The organism is Streptomyces speibonae, assembly GCF_984686075.1.
Genome location: NZ_OZ480260.1, coordinates 858,028 through 873,359 on the forward strand (window position 1 = coordinate 858,028; position 15,332 = coordinate 873,359).

Below are 15,332 nucleotides of genomic sequence, written 5' to 3' on the forward strand. Positions count from 1 at the left end.
GCACGGCATGACATATTCCGCTAAGGTCCACGCGATGGAGAGCGAACTGGGCTGCGACGTACTGGTGATCGGCGGCGGCGTCGTGGGGCTGTCCACGGCGGTGGTCCTGGCCGAGCGCGGCGCGCGGGTCCGGCTGTGGGCGCGGGACCCGGTGGAGGGGACCACCTCGGCGGTCGCGGGCGCGCTGTGGTGGCCGTACCACGTCGAGCCGATGGCGTCGGCCCGGGCGTGGGCGCTGCGCTCGCTGGACGTGTACGAGGAGCTGGCGCAGCGGCCCGGCACCACCGGCGTACGGATGGTCGAAGGGGTACTGGGCGAGACGTCCCTGGACGAGGTCGCCGCGTGGGCCGCTGCGAGGCTGCCGGGGCTGCGCCCGGCGACGGCCGCGGAGTATCCCGCAGGGACGGGGGTGCGGGCCCGGCTTCCGCTCATCGACATGTCGACTCATCTCCCGTGGCTGCGGGACCGGTTCCTGGCGGCGGGGGGTGTGGTCGAGGCGCGTACGGCGACGGATCTGTCCGGCACCGGAGCGCCGGTCGTGGTCAACTGCACGGGGCTGAGCGCGCGGGAGCTGGTGCCGGATCCGTCGGTGCGGCCGGTGCGGGGGCAGTTGGTGATCGTGGAGAACCCGGGGATCCGAACGTGGACGGTCTCCACGGGCGCCGACGGCTCGCTGGCGTACGTCTTCCCGCAGCCGGGGTGGCTGGTCCTCGGCGGTACGGCGGAGGAGGGCGTCTGGTCCACGGACCCGGACCCGGCGGAGGCCGACGCGATCGTACGACGGTGCACGGCCCTGCGCCCGGAGATCGCCGGCGCCCGCGTCCTGGACCACCGCGTGGGCCTGCGCCCGGCCCGCGACACGGTCCGCCTGGAACGCGTCCCCCTCCCCGACGGCACCGCCCTCGTCCACAACTACGGCCACGGCGGCGCGGGAGTCACGGTCGCCTGGGGCTGCGCGGAGGCCACGGCAACTCTGGCCCTGCGCTGAGCCGACCAGGTGGGCACCATGGGCGCGGCCGAGCGTGCGCACCGCCGGGCAGGGCCACGACCCGACGGCCGCTGCGACCGCCGCGTCGCCGACCGCGCGCACCCGGCATGCACGCCCGGCCGACTGCCCCGTCGCGACCGGCCCGCCCTGGCAAGGGCGGCATCCGCCCACGGCACACGCGCCGTTGCCCCGGGCCTCGCGCGAACAAGGCCCCTGCCGCCGGTACACCCCGGCAGGGGCGCGAAGCCGACCTAGGAGCCGGGCCGCCCACGGGTGCGGTCGGCCCCTCAGGGCTCCCCTGCGCCGCGCCGCCCCGGGCGTGCCACGGAGGAGCGGCCCGGGGGCGCCGCGCTTGCCGGCTCGACGCGGGTCCCCGCGCGGAGCGGGGCCCTGCGCTCGATGTGCGACGGCCGCGGCGGGGCAGGATGGGTGCCGGTGCGGAGCCGGGCAGCGCCCGGGGCACCCCGCCTCGCGTCGGCCCGGGTGCGCTGCCGGCCGAGCGCGATCGCGGCTTCGGCGACCGCGCTGTCACGTGGGCGTGGGTCCCCGCGCTGTGCGACGGCCGCAGCGGGGCAGGATGGGTGCCGGTGCGGAGCCGGGCAGCGCCCGGGGCACCCCGCCTCGCGTCGGCCCGGGTGCGCTGCCGGCCGAGCGCGATCGCGGCTTCGGCGGCCGCGCTGTCACGTGGGCGTGGGTCCCCGCGCGGGCGGCGGGCAGCCGGTCGGGCTCCCCTGCCCCGCGCCGGCAGGGCGCGTTGTGGACGAGCACGCTCGCGCGGCGGGAACGTCCGCCCACACGTACGACGTTGCCGCGGACCTCACGGGCCAGCCCCCGCAGTGGGCCGCGACGCCACCCGCGCGCAACCGCCACGTGCCCCCGGGCGGCTGACCATCGCGGCCGACCCGCCCGGGTGAGCCGTGTCCGCCGCCGGCACCCGTGCCGTGGGCGCGCGGCCCCCAAGCGGGCGGGGTTCCGACGCCGGTGCCCGGCGGCGAAGCGGACAGACGAGCCGGACCGGCCGGCGGGGCGTGTTCGGCACCGGTCGGGCTCCTCTGCCCGCGTCGGCCCGGGTGTGCCCGGGGTGCGGCGCGACCGCGCATGCCGCGTCGACACGCGCCCCCGCGCCCGCGGTGGGGGTCAGTGTTTGCCGATGGGGTCGCCCTCCACGTCCGGGCCCCGGCCGGGGCCGACGCGGAGTTCGAACTCGCCGTCGTACTTGGTGTGGCCCTCGATGACGGCGAGGCCCACCGCCTCGGAGCCCATGCGGTGCCGCACGATGAGCGGATCGCGGCGCAGGTCGCGCATGAGGGCCACGCACATGAAGATCATCACGATGATGAACGGGGCCGCCGCGAGGATCGTCAGGTTCTGCAGGCCGGTCAGCGCGTCGCCCTCGCCGCTGCCGACGAGCAGCATGATCGCCGCCACCGCACCGGTGACCACACCCCAGAACACCACGACCAGACGCCCCGGTTCGAGCGCTCCCTTCTGCGAGAGGGTGCCCATCACGACGGAGGCCGCGTCGGCGCCCGAGACGAAGAAGATGCCGACGAGGATCATCACCAGCAGGCTGGTGACGGTGGCGATGGGATAGTCCTGGAGCACGGCGAAGAGCCGCCCCTCGGGCGTCGTCTCGTCCCCGAGCCGGTTCTGCTCCTCCAGCCGCATCGCCGAGCCGCCGAAGATCGCGAACCAGACCAGGCTGACCACGCTCGGCACGAGGATGACCCCGCCGATGAACTGACGGATGGTCCGGCCCCGGCTGATGCGTGCGATGAACATGCCGACGAACGGCGTCCAGGAGATCCACCACGCCCAGTAGAAGACCGTCCAACTGCCCAGCCAGTCGGCGACGCCCTCACCACCGCTGATCTCGGTGCGGCCGGCCAGTTCGGGCAGGTCGCCGAGGTAGGCGAAGACCGAGGTGGGCAACAGGTCCAGGATGAGGATGGTCGGGCCCGCGACGAACACGAACACGGCGAGCAGCAGCGCCAGCACCATGTTGGTGTTGGACAGCCACTGGATGCCCTTCTCCACACCGGAGACGGCGGAGGCCACGAACGCCACGGTCAGGACGGCGATGATGGCGACCAGCAGGCCGGTGCTGACCGTGTCCAGCCAGTCGAGCTTCTCGACCCCGGACCCGATCTGCAGCGCCCCGAGGCCGAGCGAGGCCGCGGAGCCGAAGACCGTCGCGATGATGGCGAGGATGTCGATGACCCGGCCGCCGATGCCGCTCGCGTTCTTCTCGCCGATGAGCGGGGTGAACACCGCGCTGATGGTCTGCCGGCGGCGGCGCCGGAAGGTGCTGTAGGCGATGGCGAGGCCCACCACCGCGTAGATCGCCCACGGGTGGAGCGTCCAGTGGAAGAGGGTGGTGGCCATGGCCGTTTCCATGCGGTCGCCGGAGTCGGCCGGGCTGGTGCCGGGCGGGGAGTTCGTGTAGTGGGCGAGCGGTTCGCTCACGCCCCAGAACATCAGGCCGATGCCCATACCGGCGCTGAACATCATGGCGATCCACGACACCGTCCGGAACTCCGGCTCCTCGCCCTCCGCACCGAGGTGGATCCGGCCGTAGCGGCTGGCCGCGAGCCAGAGCGCGAAGACCACGAAGCCCGAGGCGGCCAGCATGAATCCCCAGCCGCCGTTGTGCATCAGCCCGCCGAGCATGCTGGAGGAGGCGTCCTCGAGCGAATCCGTCCAGATGGCGCCCCAGAGCACGAACGCGAGGGTGAGCACGGCGGTGACGCCGAACACCACCCGGTCGGTCCGCGGCTTGTCCCGTCCGGGCAGGCCCGCTTCGGAGCCGGGCAGCGGGCCCGCCACGTGGTCCTTGTCGGTATGTTCGTCCTGCGTCACAGGCGGCACCCTTCGTCAGAGCCGTGGGGCGGAGAACGTTTCTCCCGATAGGCCATTACCACCTTCGGCGCAAAACTCACCTCTTCAGCACAACGACGCGGTCTCGCCGGCCCGGGATGTTTCACCGGTCCGCCCCGGGGACACGGTGGGTGGCGTCGGGCCGGCCCACGCCGTGCAGGACGGCGTCCGGGGCGGCGGTGGCCTGCGCACCCGCCGTGGCGCGGGCGAACGCGGCCGTGCCGCCGACGAACGGCACCCGGGCGAACGTGCGTGCCAGGTCGACGCGGAGGGCCGGGGTGTCGGCAGGCGGGTCGATCAGGCCACGGTCCGTGCCGGCGACGATCAGCGCCAGACGGTGTCCCTCGGGCACCACGTGGTCGGTGGCGGCCAGGTCGAGCGTGATCGTGTACCGCTTGCCGGGGACCAGGGGCTCGCCCGTGCCGTCGCCCGCGTGGTGTCCGAGATCCGCCCAGCCGCGGCTGACGACGGTGTGCTCGACGTCGACGGTGCTCGCGCGGGTCTCGAGGAAGCAGGAGCTGTCGCCCTCGGTGCTCGCGCCCCAGCAGGTGCGTTCGGGCAGGGTGGCGATGCCCTCGCCGTCGCCGGTGTAGTCGCGGATGGTGTCGGGGCCGAGGTCCACGAGGACGGCGGACAGATGGGCCGTGGGGGTGCTGGGTGTGGCGGTGACGGTGACCTCGGAGGCACCGGACAGGCGCAGGTCGCGGGTGAGCGGGCCGGTGACGAAGCCCGCCTTGGCTGAAGTCGATGTGTCGACCTGGGCGGCCCAGTCGGCCTCGCCGAGGCGGGGGTCGTCGGTGAAGGACTCGCTGCCCGTGCCGCGGCGCAGCCCCAGGGTGCCGACGCCGGGTTCGTCACCCGCGCGGGGGCGCAGGGTGGTGGTGTGCGTGCCGCGCGGAGGCCAGGCGGGCGAGGTGACCCACTGGTCGGGCCTGCGCTCGATGTCGGCCATGGGTTCGCGGTCGATGCCGTTGTCGTAGCCGAGGAGTTCGTGGTCGAACCAGCGGTGCAGGGTGCGGACCCACTCGGCGCGGCGGAAGTCGAAGGGGTCGACGTGGCCGGTCTGGGAGAGCCAGATCTTGCGCCGCACGCCGGCCTTCCCGAGGGCGTCCCACCAGGGGCCGACGTGCTGCATACGCACGTTGAGGTCCTGCATGCCGTGCACCAGGAAGACGCTGGCCTCGACCTGCTCGGCCGCGCGCACGTAGTCGCGGGCGGTCCACAGCGGGGTGCGGTCGCCGCTGCGCGGGGCGCCCTCGACAAGTGCGCGCTGGACCTCGGCGCACTGGGCGCGGGCCTCGGGTGTCTCGACGTACTGGGAGAGCCAGTCGGGGCCGGAGTCGTAGAGCGGGGCGCCCTGGCTGAAGTAGTAGTCGTACCAGGTGGAGATGGCGGCGATCGGGACGATGGTCTCCAGGCCCTCGACGCCGGTGGCGGCGACGCCGTTGGCGATGGTGCCGTCCCAGCTCTTGCCGATCATGCCGGTGCGGCCGTTGGTCCAGCCGGCCCGGGCGCGCTCGGTGCCGGTGCGGCTGGTGTACGCCGTGCCGCGGCCGTTGAGCCAGTCGACGACGGCCTTCGCGGACTGGATGTCGGAGCGGCCCCCGACGTCCACGCAGCCGTCGGACCGGCTGGTTCCGGCCAGGTCCACGCCGACGACGGCGTAGCCGCGCGGCACGAAGTAGTTGTCGTAGAACAGCGGCATGCGCACGACGTCGCCGTTCGCGTCGTACGTCTTGCGCTGGCTCTCGTTGCCGCGCCCGCAGCAGGAGTAGTACGGGCTGGCGTCCATGATGACGGGGACCTTCCGGCCCTGCTGAGCCGGTTCGCGGGGCCGGACGATGTCGACGGCGACCCGGTCGGTCCGTCCGTCGCGGTCCTCGTCGAGGCCTGTGTCCACCCAGACGGCCTCGCGGATGGCGTCGTCGTAGGAGTGGACGGGCCGGCTCTCACGCGGCGTGGCCTCCGCCGCGGCCGGGGTGAGCAGGGTGGCCGTCAGGGCGGCGGTGGCCGCCGTCGCGAGCGTTCTCCAGATCGTGGGGCGCGTGCGTATCGGCATGCGCGGACGGTACATCCGTGAACTCGCGTGCAAAAGAGCGCATCTGACGCCTCGTGAGGTCTCGCCGCTCAGTCCCCGTGGTCGTACACCGTCACCGGTATCCCCCGCCGGGCCAGCCGCTCGTCGACGAGCGGCTCGACGCGGGACCACGTGCCGCCGGCGAGACCGCACCCGATGCGGGGCATGTGGACCGAGGCGCGCAGCGCGCTCGCGTGGCCGGCGAGGCGGTCGAGGGCCGCGTCGATCGCCTCGTAGCGCACGGGCACGCCCTTGCCGCCGGTCCTGATGCCCCGCTGGCCGATCATGTTGGCCACCCAGACGTGCCGCTCCACCTGGACGAGCCGCACCGCGCCCAGCGCGAAGTCGTTGCGGGCGCGGTCGCGGTGCCAGGCGCGGTAGGCCGCCTCGGGCTCGGGCCAGCGGCGCGACACGGCGAGGACGAAGCCCTTCCCCCAGCCCCCGATGTCGTTGCAGACGTGGGCGATCACCTTGGCGCCCTTCACGGACGGTGCGGTGGCGTCGCCCCGGATGTAAGTGATCCCCGACATGGCGCCACCCTACGGACCGCCACTGACAATGCGGCGGGGTGACAGTGCGGGTGTCACAGTGGTGGTGGGACAGCGATACTGCTGCACATGACGACCGAGACCGAGGCCCTGACGATCGACGAGCTGGCGGCCCGGGCGGGGGTCACCGTGCGCACGGTGCGCTTCTACGGCACCAAGGGGCTGCTGCCGCCGCCGGTGATCGGTCCGCGGCGGGTCGGCCGCTACGGCCGGGAACATCTGGCCCGGCTGGAACTCATCGAGGAACTGCAGAGCCGGGGCATGACGCTCGCGGCCATCGAACGCTATCTGGGGCAGCTGCCGTCGGACCTGAGCGTGCGTGACCTGGCGGTCCAGCGGGCCGTGGTGGCGTCCTGGGCGCCCGGCGCGACGGAGACGGTGTCGCGCGGGGAGCTGGAGCGCCGCGCGGGGCGTGCGCTGGGCGAGGAGGACCTGAAGCGGCTGGCGGCGATGGACGTCGTCGAGCGGACCGGGGAGACGCCGGACGGCGAGGTCTTCCGGGTCGACGCCGGGCTGTTGCGGCTCGGCGTCGAACTGCTGGACGTACCGCTGTCGCACGAGACGGTCCTCGCCGCCCGTACCGCGCTCATCGAGCACTCCCGCGCGGCGGCCCGTGAGCTGTCGCGGCTGCTGCGCGACGCGGTGGCGGACAAGGACGCGCGGGATGTGCGGTCCCTGTCCGCCCGGATGCATCCGCTCGTGGTGCAGGCGCTGCTCACGGCCTTTCAGCGGTCGCTGCGGGAGGAGCTGCGGGAGTGGCTCGACGAGGAGGGCGAGGGGCGTTGAACGCCGTCAGCGCGCGTCCCTGAAGACCTCCCCCTTCTCCGCCTTCGCCACCAGCAGGGCGGGCGGGGTGAAACGCTCCCCGTAGCGCTCGGCGAGCTCCCGCGCGCGGGCGACGAACCCGGGCAGCCCTCCCTCGTAGCCGTTGATGTACTGCAGGACGCCGCCGGTCCAGCCGGGGAAGCCGATGCCGAGGATCGAGCCGATGTTGGCGTCGGCGACGGATGTCAGCACGCCCTCCTCGAGCAGCCGGACGGTGTCCAGCGCCTCGGCGAACAGCATGCGTTCCTGCATGTCGCGGAAGGGGATCCGGTGGCCCGGCACGGTGAAGTGCTCGCGCAGTCCCGGCCACAGGGCGCCGCGGCCGCCGTCCTCGGCGTACTCGTAGAAGCCGGCGCCGCCGCTGCGGCCGGTGCGTCCGAACTCGTCGACCATGCGGTCGATGACCGCCTCGGCCGGGTGCGGGGTCCAGGTGCCGCCCGCCTCCTGCACGGCCCGCTTCGACTCGTCCCGGATCTTCCGCGGCAGGGTGAGCGTGAGCTCGTCCATCAGGGAGAGCACCTTGGCCGGGTAGCCCGCCTGGGCGGCGGCCTGCTCCACGGAGGCGGGCTCGACGCCCTCGCCGACCATGGCGACGCCCTCGTTGATGAAGTGCCCGATGACGCGGGAGGTGAAGAAGCCGCGCGAGTCGTTGACCACGATCGGGGTCTTGTTGATCTGCCGGACCAGGTCGAAGGCGCGGGCCAGTGCCTCCTCGCCGGTGCGCTCGCCCTTGATGATCTCGACCAGCGGCATCTTGTCGACGGGAGAGAAGAAGTGCAGCCCGATGAAGTCGTCCTGCCGCTCGACGCCCTCGGCCAGGGCGGTGATGGGCAGGGTGGAGGTGTTGGAGCACAGCAGCGCGTCGGGGGCGACGACGTCCTGGATCTCCTGGAACACCTTGTGCTTGAGGGAGGTGTCCTCGAAGACGGCCTCGATGACCGCGTCGCAGCCGGCGAGGTCGGCCGCCTCCGCCGTGGGCGTGATCCGCGCGAGCAGCGCGTCGGCCTTGTCCTGGGTGGTACGTCCCCTGCCGACGGCCTTGGCGCACAGCTTCTCGGAGTAGCCCTTGCCCTTGAGCGCGGCTTCGAGGGAGACGTCCTTCAGGACGACGTCGATCCCCGCGCGGGCGCACGAGTAGGCGATGCCGGCGCCCATCATCCCGGCGCCGAGGACGGCGACCTTGCGGACCGTGCGCGGTGCGATGCCCTGGGGGCGGTTGGCGCCGGAGTTGACGGCCTGGAGGTCGAAGAAGAACGCCTGGATCATGTTCTTGGCGGTCTGTCCTGCGGCCAGTTCGACGAAGTAGCGGGCCTCGATCACCTGGGCGGCCTCGAAGTCGACCTGGGCGCCCTCGACGGCGGCGGCCATGATGTTGCGCGGGGCCGGGTAGGGGGCGCCGCCGGTCTGCTTGCGCAGGTTGGCGGGGAAGGCGGGCAGGTTGGCGGCGAACTTCGGGTTCGACGGGGTGCCGCCCGGGATGCGGTAGCCGGGCCGGTCCCAGGGCTGCTGCGACTCGGGGTGGGCGTCGATGAAGGCGCGGGCCTTGGCGATCATGTCTTCGGGTGTGTCGGCGACCTCGTCGACCAGGCCGTTCTCCAGGGCGCGGCGCGGGGAGTACTGGGTGCCCTGGAGCAGCACCTTCAGCAGCGCGTCGGTGATGCCGAGCAGCCGCACGGTGCGCACGACACCGCCGCCGCCGGGGAGCAGGCCGAGGGTGACCTCGGGGCAGCCGATCCTGGAGCCGGGTGCGTCCAGGGCGATGCGGTGGTGGCAGGCCAGGGCGAGTTCGTAACCGCCCCCGAGGGCGGCGCCGTTGAGGGCGGCGACGACCGGCTTGCCGAGGGTCTCGATGCGGCGCAGCTGCCGCTTGAGCGCCAGGCCGCCGTCGAACAGTTCCTGGGCGGTCTCGGGCGTGACCCGGATCAGGTCGCGCAGGTCGCCGCCGGCGAAGAAGGTCTTCTTGGCGGAGGTGATGACGACCCCGCGGATGGAGTCCTGCTCGGCCTCCAGGCGGTCGGTGATCACGGCGAGGGAGTCGCGGAACGCCCGGTTCATGGTGTTCGCGGACTGGTGGGGGTCGTCGATCACGAGGGTGATGACGCCGGTGCGGTCCTGCTCCCAGCGGATGGTGGTGCTCTCGGTCATGAGGAGGTCTCCGTGAGTGAGGTGGCGGGACGCCGGGAGGTCAGAGGCGTTCGACGACGGTGGCGATGCCCATGCCGCCGCCCACGCACAGGGTGGCGAGCCCGTAGCGCTTGTCCTGGCGCTCGAGTTCGTCGACGAGGGTGCCGAGGATCATGGCGCCGGTGGCGCCGAGGGGGTGGCCCAGCGCGATGGCGCCACCGTTGACGTTGACCTTGTCCAGCGACAGGCCCATGTCCTTCACGAAGCGCAGGACGACGGCCGCGAACGCCTCGTTGATCTCGACCAGGTCGATGTCGTCGATGGTCAGTCCGGCCTTGGCGAGCGCCTTGTGGGTGGCCGGGGCGGGGCCGGTGAGCATGATGGTGGGCTCGGAGCCGGAGACGGCGGCGGAGACGATCCGGGCGCGCGGGGTGAGTCCGTTGCGTTCGCCGGCCTCCCTGGAGCCGATGGCGACGAGGGCGGCGCCGTCCACGATGCCGGAGGAGTTCCCCGCGTGGTGGACGTGGTCGATCTTCTCCACCCAGTGGTACTTCTGCAGGGCGACGGCGTCGAAACCGCCGAGGTCGCCGATGTCCGCGAAGGACGGCTTCAGCCTGCCCAGCGAGTCGGCGGTCGTGCCGGGTCGCATGTGCTCGTCGTGGTCGAGGACGACCAGGCCGCTGCGGTCCCTGACCGGGACGACGGACCGCTCGAAGCGGTTCTCCTTCCAGGCGGTGGCCGCGCGCTCCTGGGAGAGGGCCGCGTACTCGTCGACGTCGCGCCGGGAGAAGCCCTCGATGGTGGCGATGAGGTCGGCGCCGATGCCCTGCGGAACGAAGTTGACGGCGAGGTTGGTCATCGGGTCGTTGAACCAGGCGCCGCCGTCGGAGGCCATGGGGACGCGGGACATGGACTCCACGCCGCCCGCGAGGACGAGGTCCTCCCAGCCGGAGCGCACCTTGGCGGCGGCCAGGTTGACGGCCTCGAGACCCGAGGCGCAGAACCGGTTCTCCTGGACGCCCGCAACCGTGTCGGGCAGTCCGGCGGCGATCGCGGCGATGCGGGCGATGTCGGAGCCCTGGTCGCCGACCGGGCCGACGACGCCGAGCACGATGTCGTCCACGGCAGCCGGGTCCAGGTCCGGGAAGCGGTCCCGGATCTCGTGGATGAGGCCGACGACCAGGTCGATGGGCTTGGTCCCGTGCAGGGCGCCGGTCGCCTTGCCGCGCCCGCGCGGGGTGCGGATCGCGTCGTACACGTACGCTTCGGTGCTCACGAGGAGGCCTTTCACTGAGGGTGGGAGGGCGGTGAAGTGCGGGCGGGAGCCGGTGTCGCCGGCCGGGGCAGGTCCCAGTCGCGGGCCACGTCGTCGGTGTGCGCGCCCGGCCGGGCGGGGCCGGTGCGGACGGTGGCGGGCGTCGCGGAGAACCGCGGGGCGGGCGCGGGCTGGGTGATGCCGTCGTGGTCGGTGAAGGTGCCGCGGGCGGCGAGATGCGGGTGGTGCGGGGCCTCGCGGAGGGAGAGCACGGGCGCCACACAGGCGTCGGTACCCTCGAAGACGGCCGTCCACGCCTCGCGGGTGCGTTCCCGGAAGCGGGCGGCGACCCGTTCGCGCAGGGCGGGCCAGCGGGAGACGTCGGCGTGGGCCGCCTCCTGGTCCTCGATGCCGAGCAGGCGCAGGAACTCGGCGTAGAACCGCGGCTCCAGCGCGCCGACCGCCATGTGCCCGCCGTCGGCGGTCTCGTAGGTGCCGTAGTAGGGGCATCCCCCGTCGAGGAGGTTGGCGCCGCGCCGGTCCTGCCAGGCTCCCGCGGCGAGCATGCCGTGGATCATCGTGGACAGGTGGGCGGTCCCGTCCACGATCGCGGCGTCGACGACCTGGCCGGTGCCGGTCGCGCGCGCGTGGTGCAGGGCGGCGAGGACTCCGACGACGAGGTAGAGGGAGCCGCCCGCGTAGTCGCCGAGCAGGTTGGCGGGGACGGCCGGGGGCTCGTCGGGGCCGCCGATCAGGCCGAGGGTGCCGGTGAGGGCGATGTAGGCGATGTCGTGTCCCGCGCGGTCGGCGAGCGGGCCGTGCTGGCCCCAGCCGGTCATCCGGCCGTAGACCAGGCGGGGGTTGCGGGCGTGGCAGTCCCCGGGGCCGACGCCGAGGCGTTCGGCCACGCCGGGCCGGTAGCCCTCGATGAGGACGTCGGCGCGTTCGACGAGGTCCAGGACGCGGGCGGGGCCGTCGGTGTGCTTCAGGTCGACGATGACGGACCGCTTGTTGCGGTTGGTGACGTCCAGGGCGGGGTCGATGCCCAGGCCGGGCCCGCCCGGGCGGTCCACGCGCACGACGTCGGCGCCCAGGTCGGCCAGGAGCATCGCGGCGAACGGGCCCGGCCCGATGCCGGCCAGTTCGACCACGCGCACGCCGGTGAGCGGACCCTGTCCCGGCGCCTTCGCCTCCGTCATCGAGCCCCCAACGGCTGTGACACACATGCTGTAACACCAGCGATGTTAAGAACACGTTCCACCCGGCACAAGACCGGGCGAGCAAGCGCTTGGCCACTGTACGGTCCGGGCTCCGTCCCCGCCCGGTCACGCGGCCCTCTCAGCGTGCGTCGAGCTCGGCCGCCAGCCGCTTGGGGGCGATGGTCCGGTAGCTCTCCTCCACCCAGTCGCACAGCAGTCCCGCCGCCGGGGCGCCCTGGGGCTCCAGGGGGATGCTCACCCAGCCGGACCTGCCCAGTCCGTACCCGGCGGGCTCGGCGCCGGGGCAGGACAGCGCGTGGGCGTGCGCCGTCTCGTCCGTGAGCTTCACCGTCACCCTCAGGGGGTAGCTGCCGTCGTCGGTACCGAGGAAGACGAACACCTTCTTGTTGACCTTGGCGACGGTCTCGCCCCAGGGGTGCTCCTCGACGGCTTCCGGCAGCCCGAGGGCGTGGTCGCGCGTTTTTTCCCACTTCTTCAGGGCGTTCGGGGGCACGGCCATCGCTTTCCTCCGGGCTCGTCGTCGCGCTCCGCTCCCCTCACGCTAGCCTCGGCCCCCGACAGCGGCGCGGCCGCACGACCAAGGGGTGTCATGAGCAGGCTGAACAGGACGGATCGTCCCTACGACATCGTGCTCTTCGGAGCGACCGGGTTCGTCGGAACGCTGACCGCGGAGTACCTCGCCGCCCATGCCCCGGCCGGGCTGCGCTGGGCGATCGCGGGCCGCGGCACGGAGCGGCTCCAGCGGCTGCGGGAGCGGCTGCCCGGCGGCGCGGACGTGGGGCTGCTGCGGGCGGACGTCGCCGACCCGGGCTCCCTGCGCGCCCTCGCCGATCAGGCCCGCGTGGTCGCCACGACCGTGGGCCCCTATGTCGAGTACGGCGAGGAACTCGTCGCCGCCTGCGCGGACGCCGGGACGGACTACGCCGATCTCACGGGTGAACCGGAGTTCGTGGATCTCGTGTACGTCCGCCATGACGCACGCGCGCGGGAGACCGGGGCGCGGCTGGTGCACGCCTGCGGCTTCGACTCGGTGCCGCACGACCTCGGGGCGTACTTCACCGTGCGGCAGCTGCCGGAGGGGGTGCCGCTGACCGTGGACGGTTACGTCACCGTGGACGCGGCCTTCTCGGGCGGGACCCTCGCCTCGGCGCTGAACCAGTTCGCCCGGCACCGCCGGATCCGCGCGGCGGCCCGCGACCGCGGACGCCACGAACCGCGGCTGATGGACCGCCGGGCCTCGGCGCCCCTGGGCGCCCCGCGCTACGCGCCGGAGGTGGGCGCCTGGGCGCTGCCCCTGCCGACGATCGACGGGCAGATCGTGCGCCGCTCGGCGAGGTCGCTCGACCGCTACGGCCCCGACTTCCGCTACCGGCACTACGCGGCCGTGCCCCGCCTCCCGGTCGCCGTGGGCGGGGTCGCGGCGGTCGGCGCGCTGGTCACGGCGGCCCAGTTCCCGGCGCTGCGGCGCCGGCTCTCCGACCGGCTCAGGCCCGGCGAAGGGCCGGATCCGCAGAAGCGCGCCCGGAGCTGGTTCACCGTCCGCTTCGTCGGGGAGGGTGGCGGACGGCGGGTGTTCACGGAGGTCGCGGGAGGCGACCCCGGCTACGACGAGACCGCGAAGATGCTGGCCGAGGGGGCCCTGTGTCTGGCCCTGGACGACCTTCCCCCGACGGCGGGCCAGGTCACGACGGCGGTGGCGATGGGCGACGCCCTGACCGACCGCCTCCGCGCGGCGGGCATCCGCTTCCGCGTGGCGGCGACACGCTGAACGGCGTCCGGCGGGAGGCATGCTACAGCGGCCACCGGACCAGCGTGTAGATCATCCCGACGATCCAGCCCAGCCCGGCGATCGCGGCCAGGGCGAGCCCCACGGTGACGGCCCGCTCGACGGGCCGGCCGCCGGCGACGGACTTGGGTGCGCGGTGTGTCGTCATGCGGCCAAGGCTGCCGGGAGGGGCGGGCGCCGGCATCCGTACGGGTACTCAGGAGCGGTACTCACTCCGGCGGTGCCGTACGCCGCGCTGGGGCACCACCCCTTTGAGACTTCGGCACCCGGATCCCTCTCAGCACCGGCCCGGCAGGCTTCCAAGCTTCACTGGGCAGTTCAATGACACACTTGAAGGCATGCGATTTCACCTCGAAGTGGCCATGGACGGCGACGCCCTGACGAAGGACCCGGCGGGCGAGCTGGGACGGATCCTGCGGTACTGGGGCGGGAACCTGCGGCACTACGCGATGGAGCCCGGGGACGGGGCGGCGGTCTACGACTCGGACTACCGCGAAGTGGGGCGGTGGAGGGTCGAGGACGCCTCCTGAACGGGGGCGGCGGCCCCCGCGAGCGCCCGGCGGCACAGCGCGTCGGCTCTGCGGGTGGTCTCCGGAAGACGGTAGGCGGGGGCCAGCGCGAGAGTGTGGGCGCAGGCGTTGTCCAGGCTCACACGGTGGCCGACCGAGACGAAGACCGGCTTGACGGCGTCCCTGGTGCGCAGGGCGCGGCCGACCTCCTCGTGGCCGGCGAGCAGCGGGGCCGTGCTGCCGCGCGGGGTGTCCGGTTCCTCGTACGTGAAGGTGAAGGGGTTCTTGGCGACGCCGATCGTGGGCAGGCCGGTGAGGACGCCGAGGTGGGCGGCCAGGCCGAAGCGGCGGGGGTGGGCGCGGCCGTAGCCGTCACAGACCACGAGGCCGGGCGGGCACGGCAGGGCGTCCAGGGCCGCCAGCACGGCCGGGATCTCGCGGAAGGCGAGCAGGCCGGGGACGTACGGGAAGGAGACGCGGCCGACGGCCGTGGACTCGGCGACGACGTCCAGGGTGGCCGCGTCCAGGACGACCGCTGCGGCGGCGACGAGGTCCCGCTCGTCGTCGTACGCCACGTCGACGCCGGTCGCGTGGCCGGTGCCGGGTGGCGGGCCGGCCTCGTCGAGCACCACCCGCTCCCGCAGCCGGTCCTGGACGGCTCGGGCCTCTTCCTCGGTCGCGGGCCAGCCGGGCGGTGTGCGTACGGTCGTCATGGTGCCCCGAGCCTACGGGGCGGGTGTGCTCCGCGCGGAGGGCGCCTCCCGGTCCGTCCCCTCCGCGCGGAGGCGGCTCACTTGCCGAGCGCCCGCTGGAGCTGACTCTTGTTCATGCTCGAACGGCCTTCCACGCCCTTCTTCCTGGCCTCCTCGTACAACTGGTCGCGGGTCGGTCCCTGGGGACCCTTGCCGGACCGCTGACCGCCCCGCCTGCCGGACGACATGTCCTGGGTGGAGGTGCGGCTGGCTGTTTTGGACTCGCCGGACCGGGCGCGCTCCTTGTTGACGGTGCGGGCGGCGATCTCCTTGGCGCGCCCGGCGCTCTCGCCCCGGTCCTCGGCGCTCTCCTTGATGTGCTCGTACTGACGCTCCCGTTTGGGACTGGAACCGCGTGGCATGTCCGCTCA

General features: G+C 73.4%; 14 protein-coding genes. 4 read left to right on the forward strand and 10 right to left on the reverse strand.

Translation table 11 applies throughout. The features are described from left to right. The first annotated feature begins 34 nt into the window (after positions 1 to 34). On the forward strand, positions 35 to 988 hold the full coding sequence (locus AC5L3C_RS03555) for an FAD-dependent oxidoreductase (protein ID WP_493653732.1): 954 nt from the start codon (positions 35 to 37) through the stop codon (positions 986 to 988). A 1,137-nt stretch (positions 989 to 2,125) separates the two neighbouring features. On the opposite strand, the gene AC5L3C_RS03560 is transcribed toward AC5L3C_RS03555, so the two are convergent. From AC5L3C_RS03560 to AC5L3C_RS03570, 3 genes are all read right to left on the reverse strand, one after another. Next, positions 2,126 to 3,847: a BCCT family transporter gene (locus AC5L3C_RS03560; RefSeq protein ID WP_493646838.1), complete on the reverse strand. Its 1,722-nt coding sequence runs from the start codon at positions 3,845 to 3,847 to the stop codon at positions 2,126 to 2,128. Positions 3,848 to 3,968: 121 nt separating this feature from the next. Continuing rightward, positions 3,969 to 5,924, reverse strand: a complete 1,956-nt coding sequence (locus AC5L3C_RS03565) for a Xaa-Pro dipeptidyl-peptidase (RefSeq protein WP_493646840.1) — start codon at positions 5,922 to 5,924, stop codon at positions 3,969 to 3,971. Positions 5,925 to 5,992: 68 nt separating this feature from the next. Continuing rightward, complete coding sequence (locus AC5L3C_RS03570) at positions 5,993 to 6,472, reverse strand: macro domain-containing protein (RefSeq protein ID WP_493646842.1); 480 nt, start codon at positions 6,470 to 6,472, stop codon at positions 5,993 to 5,995. An 87-nt stretch (positions 6,473 to 6,559) separates the two neighbouring features. Between AC5L3C_RS03570 and AC5L3C_RS03575 the strand changes: the two genes are divergently transcribed. Next, positions 6,560 to 7,276 carry a MerR family transcriptional regulator gene (locus tag AC5L3C_RS03575; protein WP_493646844.1) on the forward strand — a complete coding sequence of 239 codons (717 nt, stop codon included), beginning with the start codon at positions 6,560 to 6,562 and terminating at the stop codon, positions 7,274 to 7,276. Positions 7,277 to 7,282: 6 nt separating this feature from the next. Here the strand turns inward: AC5L3C_RS03575 and AC5L3C_RS03580 are convergent, their stop codons facing one another. From AC5L3C_RS03580 to AC5L3C_RS03595, 4 genes are all read right to left on the reverse strand, one after another. After that, entirely contained in the window at positions 7,283 to 9,460 is a 2,178-nt protein-coding gene (locus tag AC5L3C_RS03580) for a 3-hydroxyacyl-CoA dehydrogenase NAD-binding domain-containing protein (protein WP_493646846.1), read from the reverse strand. Between the two features lie 40 nt (positions 9,461 to 9,500). Continuing rightward, complete coding sequence (locus AC5L3C_RS03585) at positions 9,501 to 10,715, reverse strand: acetyl-CoA C-acetyltransferase (protein ID WP_493646848.1); 1,215 nt, start codon at positions 10,713 to 10,715, stop codon at positions 9,501 to 9,503. 11 nt (positions 10,716 to 10,726) lie between these two features. Continuing rightward, a complete protein-coding gene (locus AC5L3C_RS03590; protein WP_493646849.1) occupies positions 10,727 to 11,893 on the reverse strand; it encodes a CaiB/BaiF CoA transferase family protein in 1,167 nt (388 codons plus the stop codon). 139 nt (positions 11,894 to 12,032) lie between these two features. Continuing rightward, on the reverse strand, positions 12,033 to 12,413 hold the full coding sequence (locus AC5L3C_RS03595; protein ID WP_493646851.1) for an MmcQ/YjbR family DNA-binding protein: 381 nt from the start codon (positions 12,411 to 12,413) through the stop codon (positions 12,033 to 12,035). Between the two features lie 90 nt (positions 12,414 to 12,503). On the opposite strand from AC5L3C_RS03595, the gene AC5L3C_RS03600 reads away from it, so the two are divergent. Next, positions 12,504 to 13,682, forward strand: coding sequence for a saccharopine dehydrogenase family protein (locus AC5L3C_RS03600; RefSeq protein WP_493646852.1), 1,179 nt, complete (start codon positions 12,504 to 12,506; stop codon positions 13,680 to 13,682). Positions 13,683 to 13,704: 22 nt separating this feature from the next. Here the strand turns inward: AC5L3C_RS03600 and mmpA are convergent, their stop codons facing one another. Continuing rightward, positions 13,705 to 13,848 (reverse strand): morphogenic membrane protein MmpA, encoded by a 144-nt coding sequence (gene mmpA / locus AC5L3C_RS03605; RefSeq protein ID WP_493646853.1) that lies wholly within the window; start codon positions 13,846 to 13,848, stop codon positions 13,705 to 13,707. Positions 13,849 to 14,038: 190 nt separating this feature from the next. On the opposite strand from mmpA, the gene AC5L3C_RS03610 reads away from it, so the two are divergent. Next, positions 14,039 to 14,230: a hypothetical protein gene (locus tag AC5L3C_RS03610; RefSeq protein WP_493646855.1), complete on the forward strand. Its 192-nt coding sequence runs from the start codon at positions 14,039 to 14,041 to the stop codon at positions 14,228 to 14,230. On the opposite strand, the gene AC5L3C_RS03615 is transcribed toward AC5L3C_RS03610, so the two are convergent. Both AC5L3C_RS03615 and AC5L3C_RS03620 read right to left on the reverse strand, forming a co-directional pair. Then, the gene (locus AC5L3C_RS03615) at positions 14,188 to 14,922 is read right to left on the reverse strand and encodes an endonuclease V (RefSeq protein WP_493646857.1); all 735 of its coding nucleotides are present in this window, start codon (positions 14,920 to 14,922) and stop codon (positions 14,188 to 14,190) included. The genes AC5L3C_RS03610 and AC5L3C_RS03615 overlap by 43 nt on opposite strands. A gap of 77 nt (positions 14,923 to 14,999) precedes the next feature. Next, positions 15,000 to 15,323 (reverse strand): plasmid stabilization protein, encoded by a 324-nt coding sequence (locus tag AC5L3C_RS03620; RefSeq protein ID WP_493646859.1) that lies wholly within the window; start codon positions 15,321 to 15,323, stop codon positions 15,000 to 15,002. Positions 15,324 to 15,332: the final 9 nt, after the last annotated feature.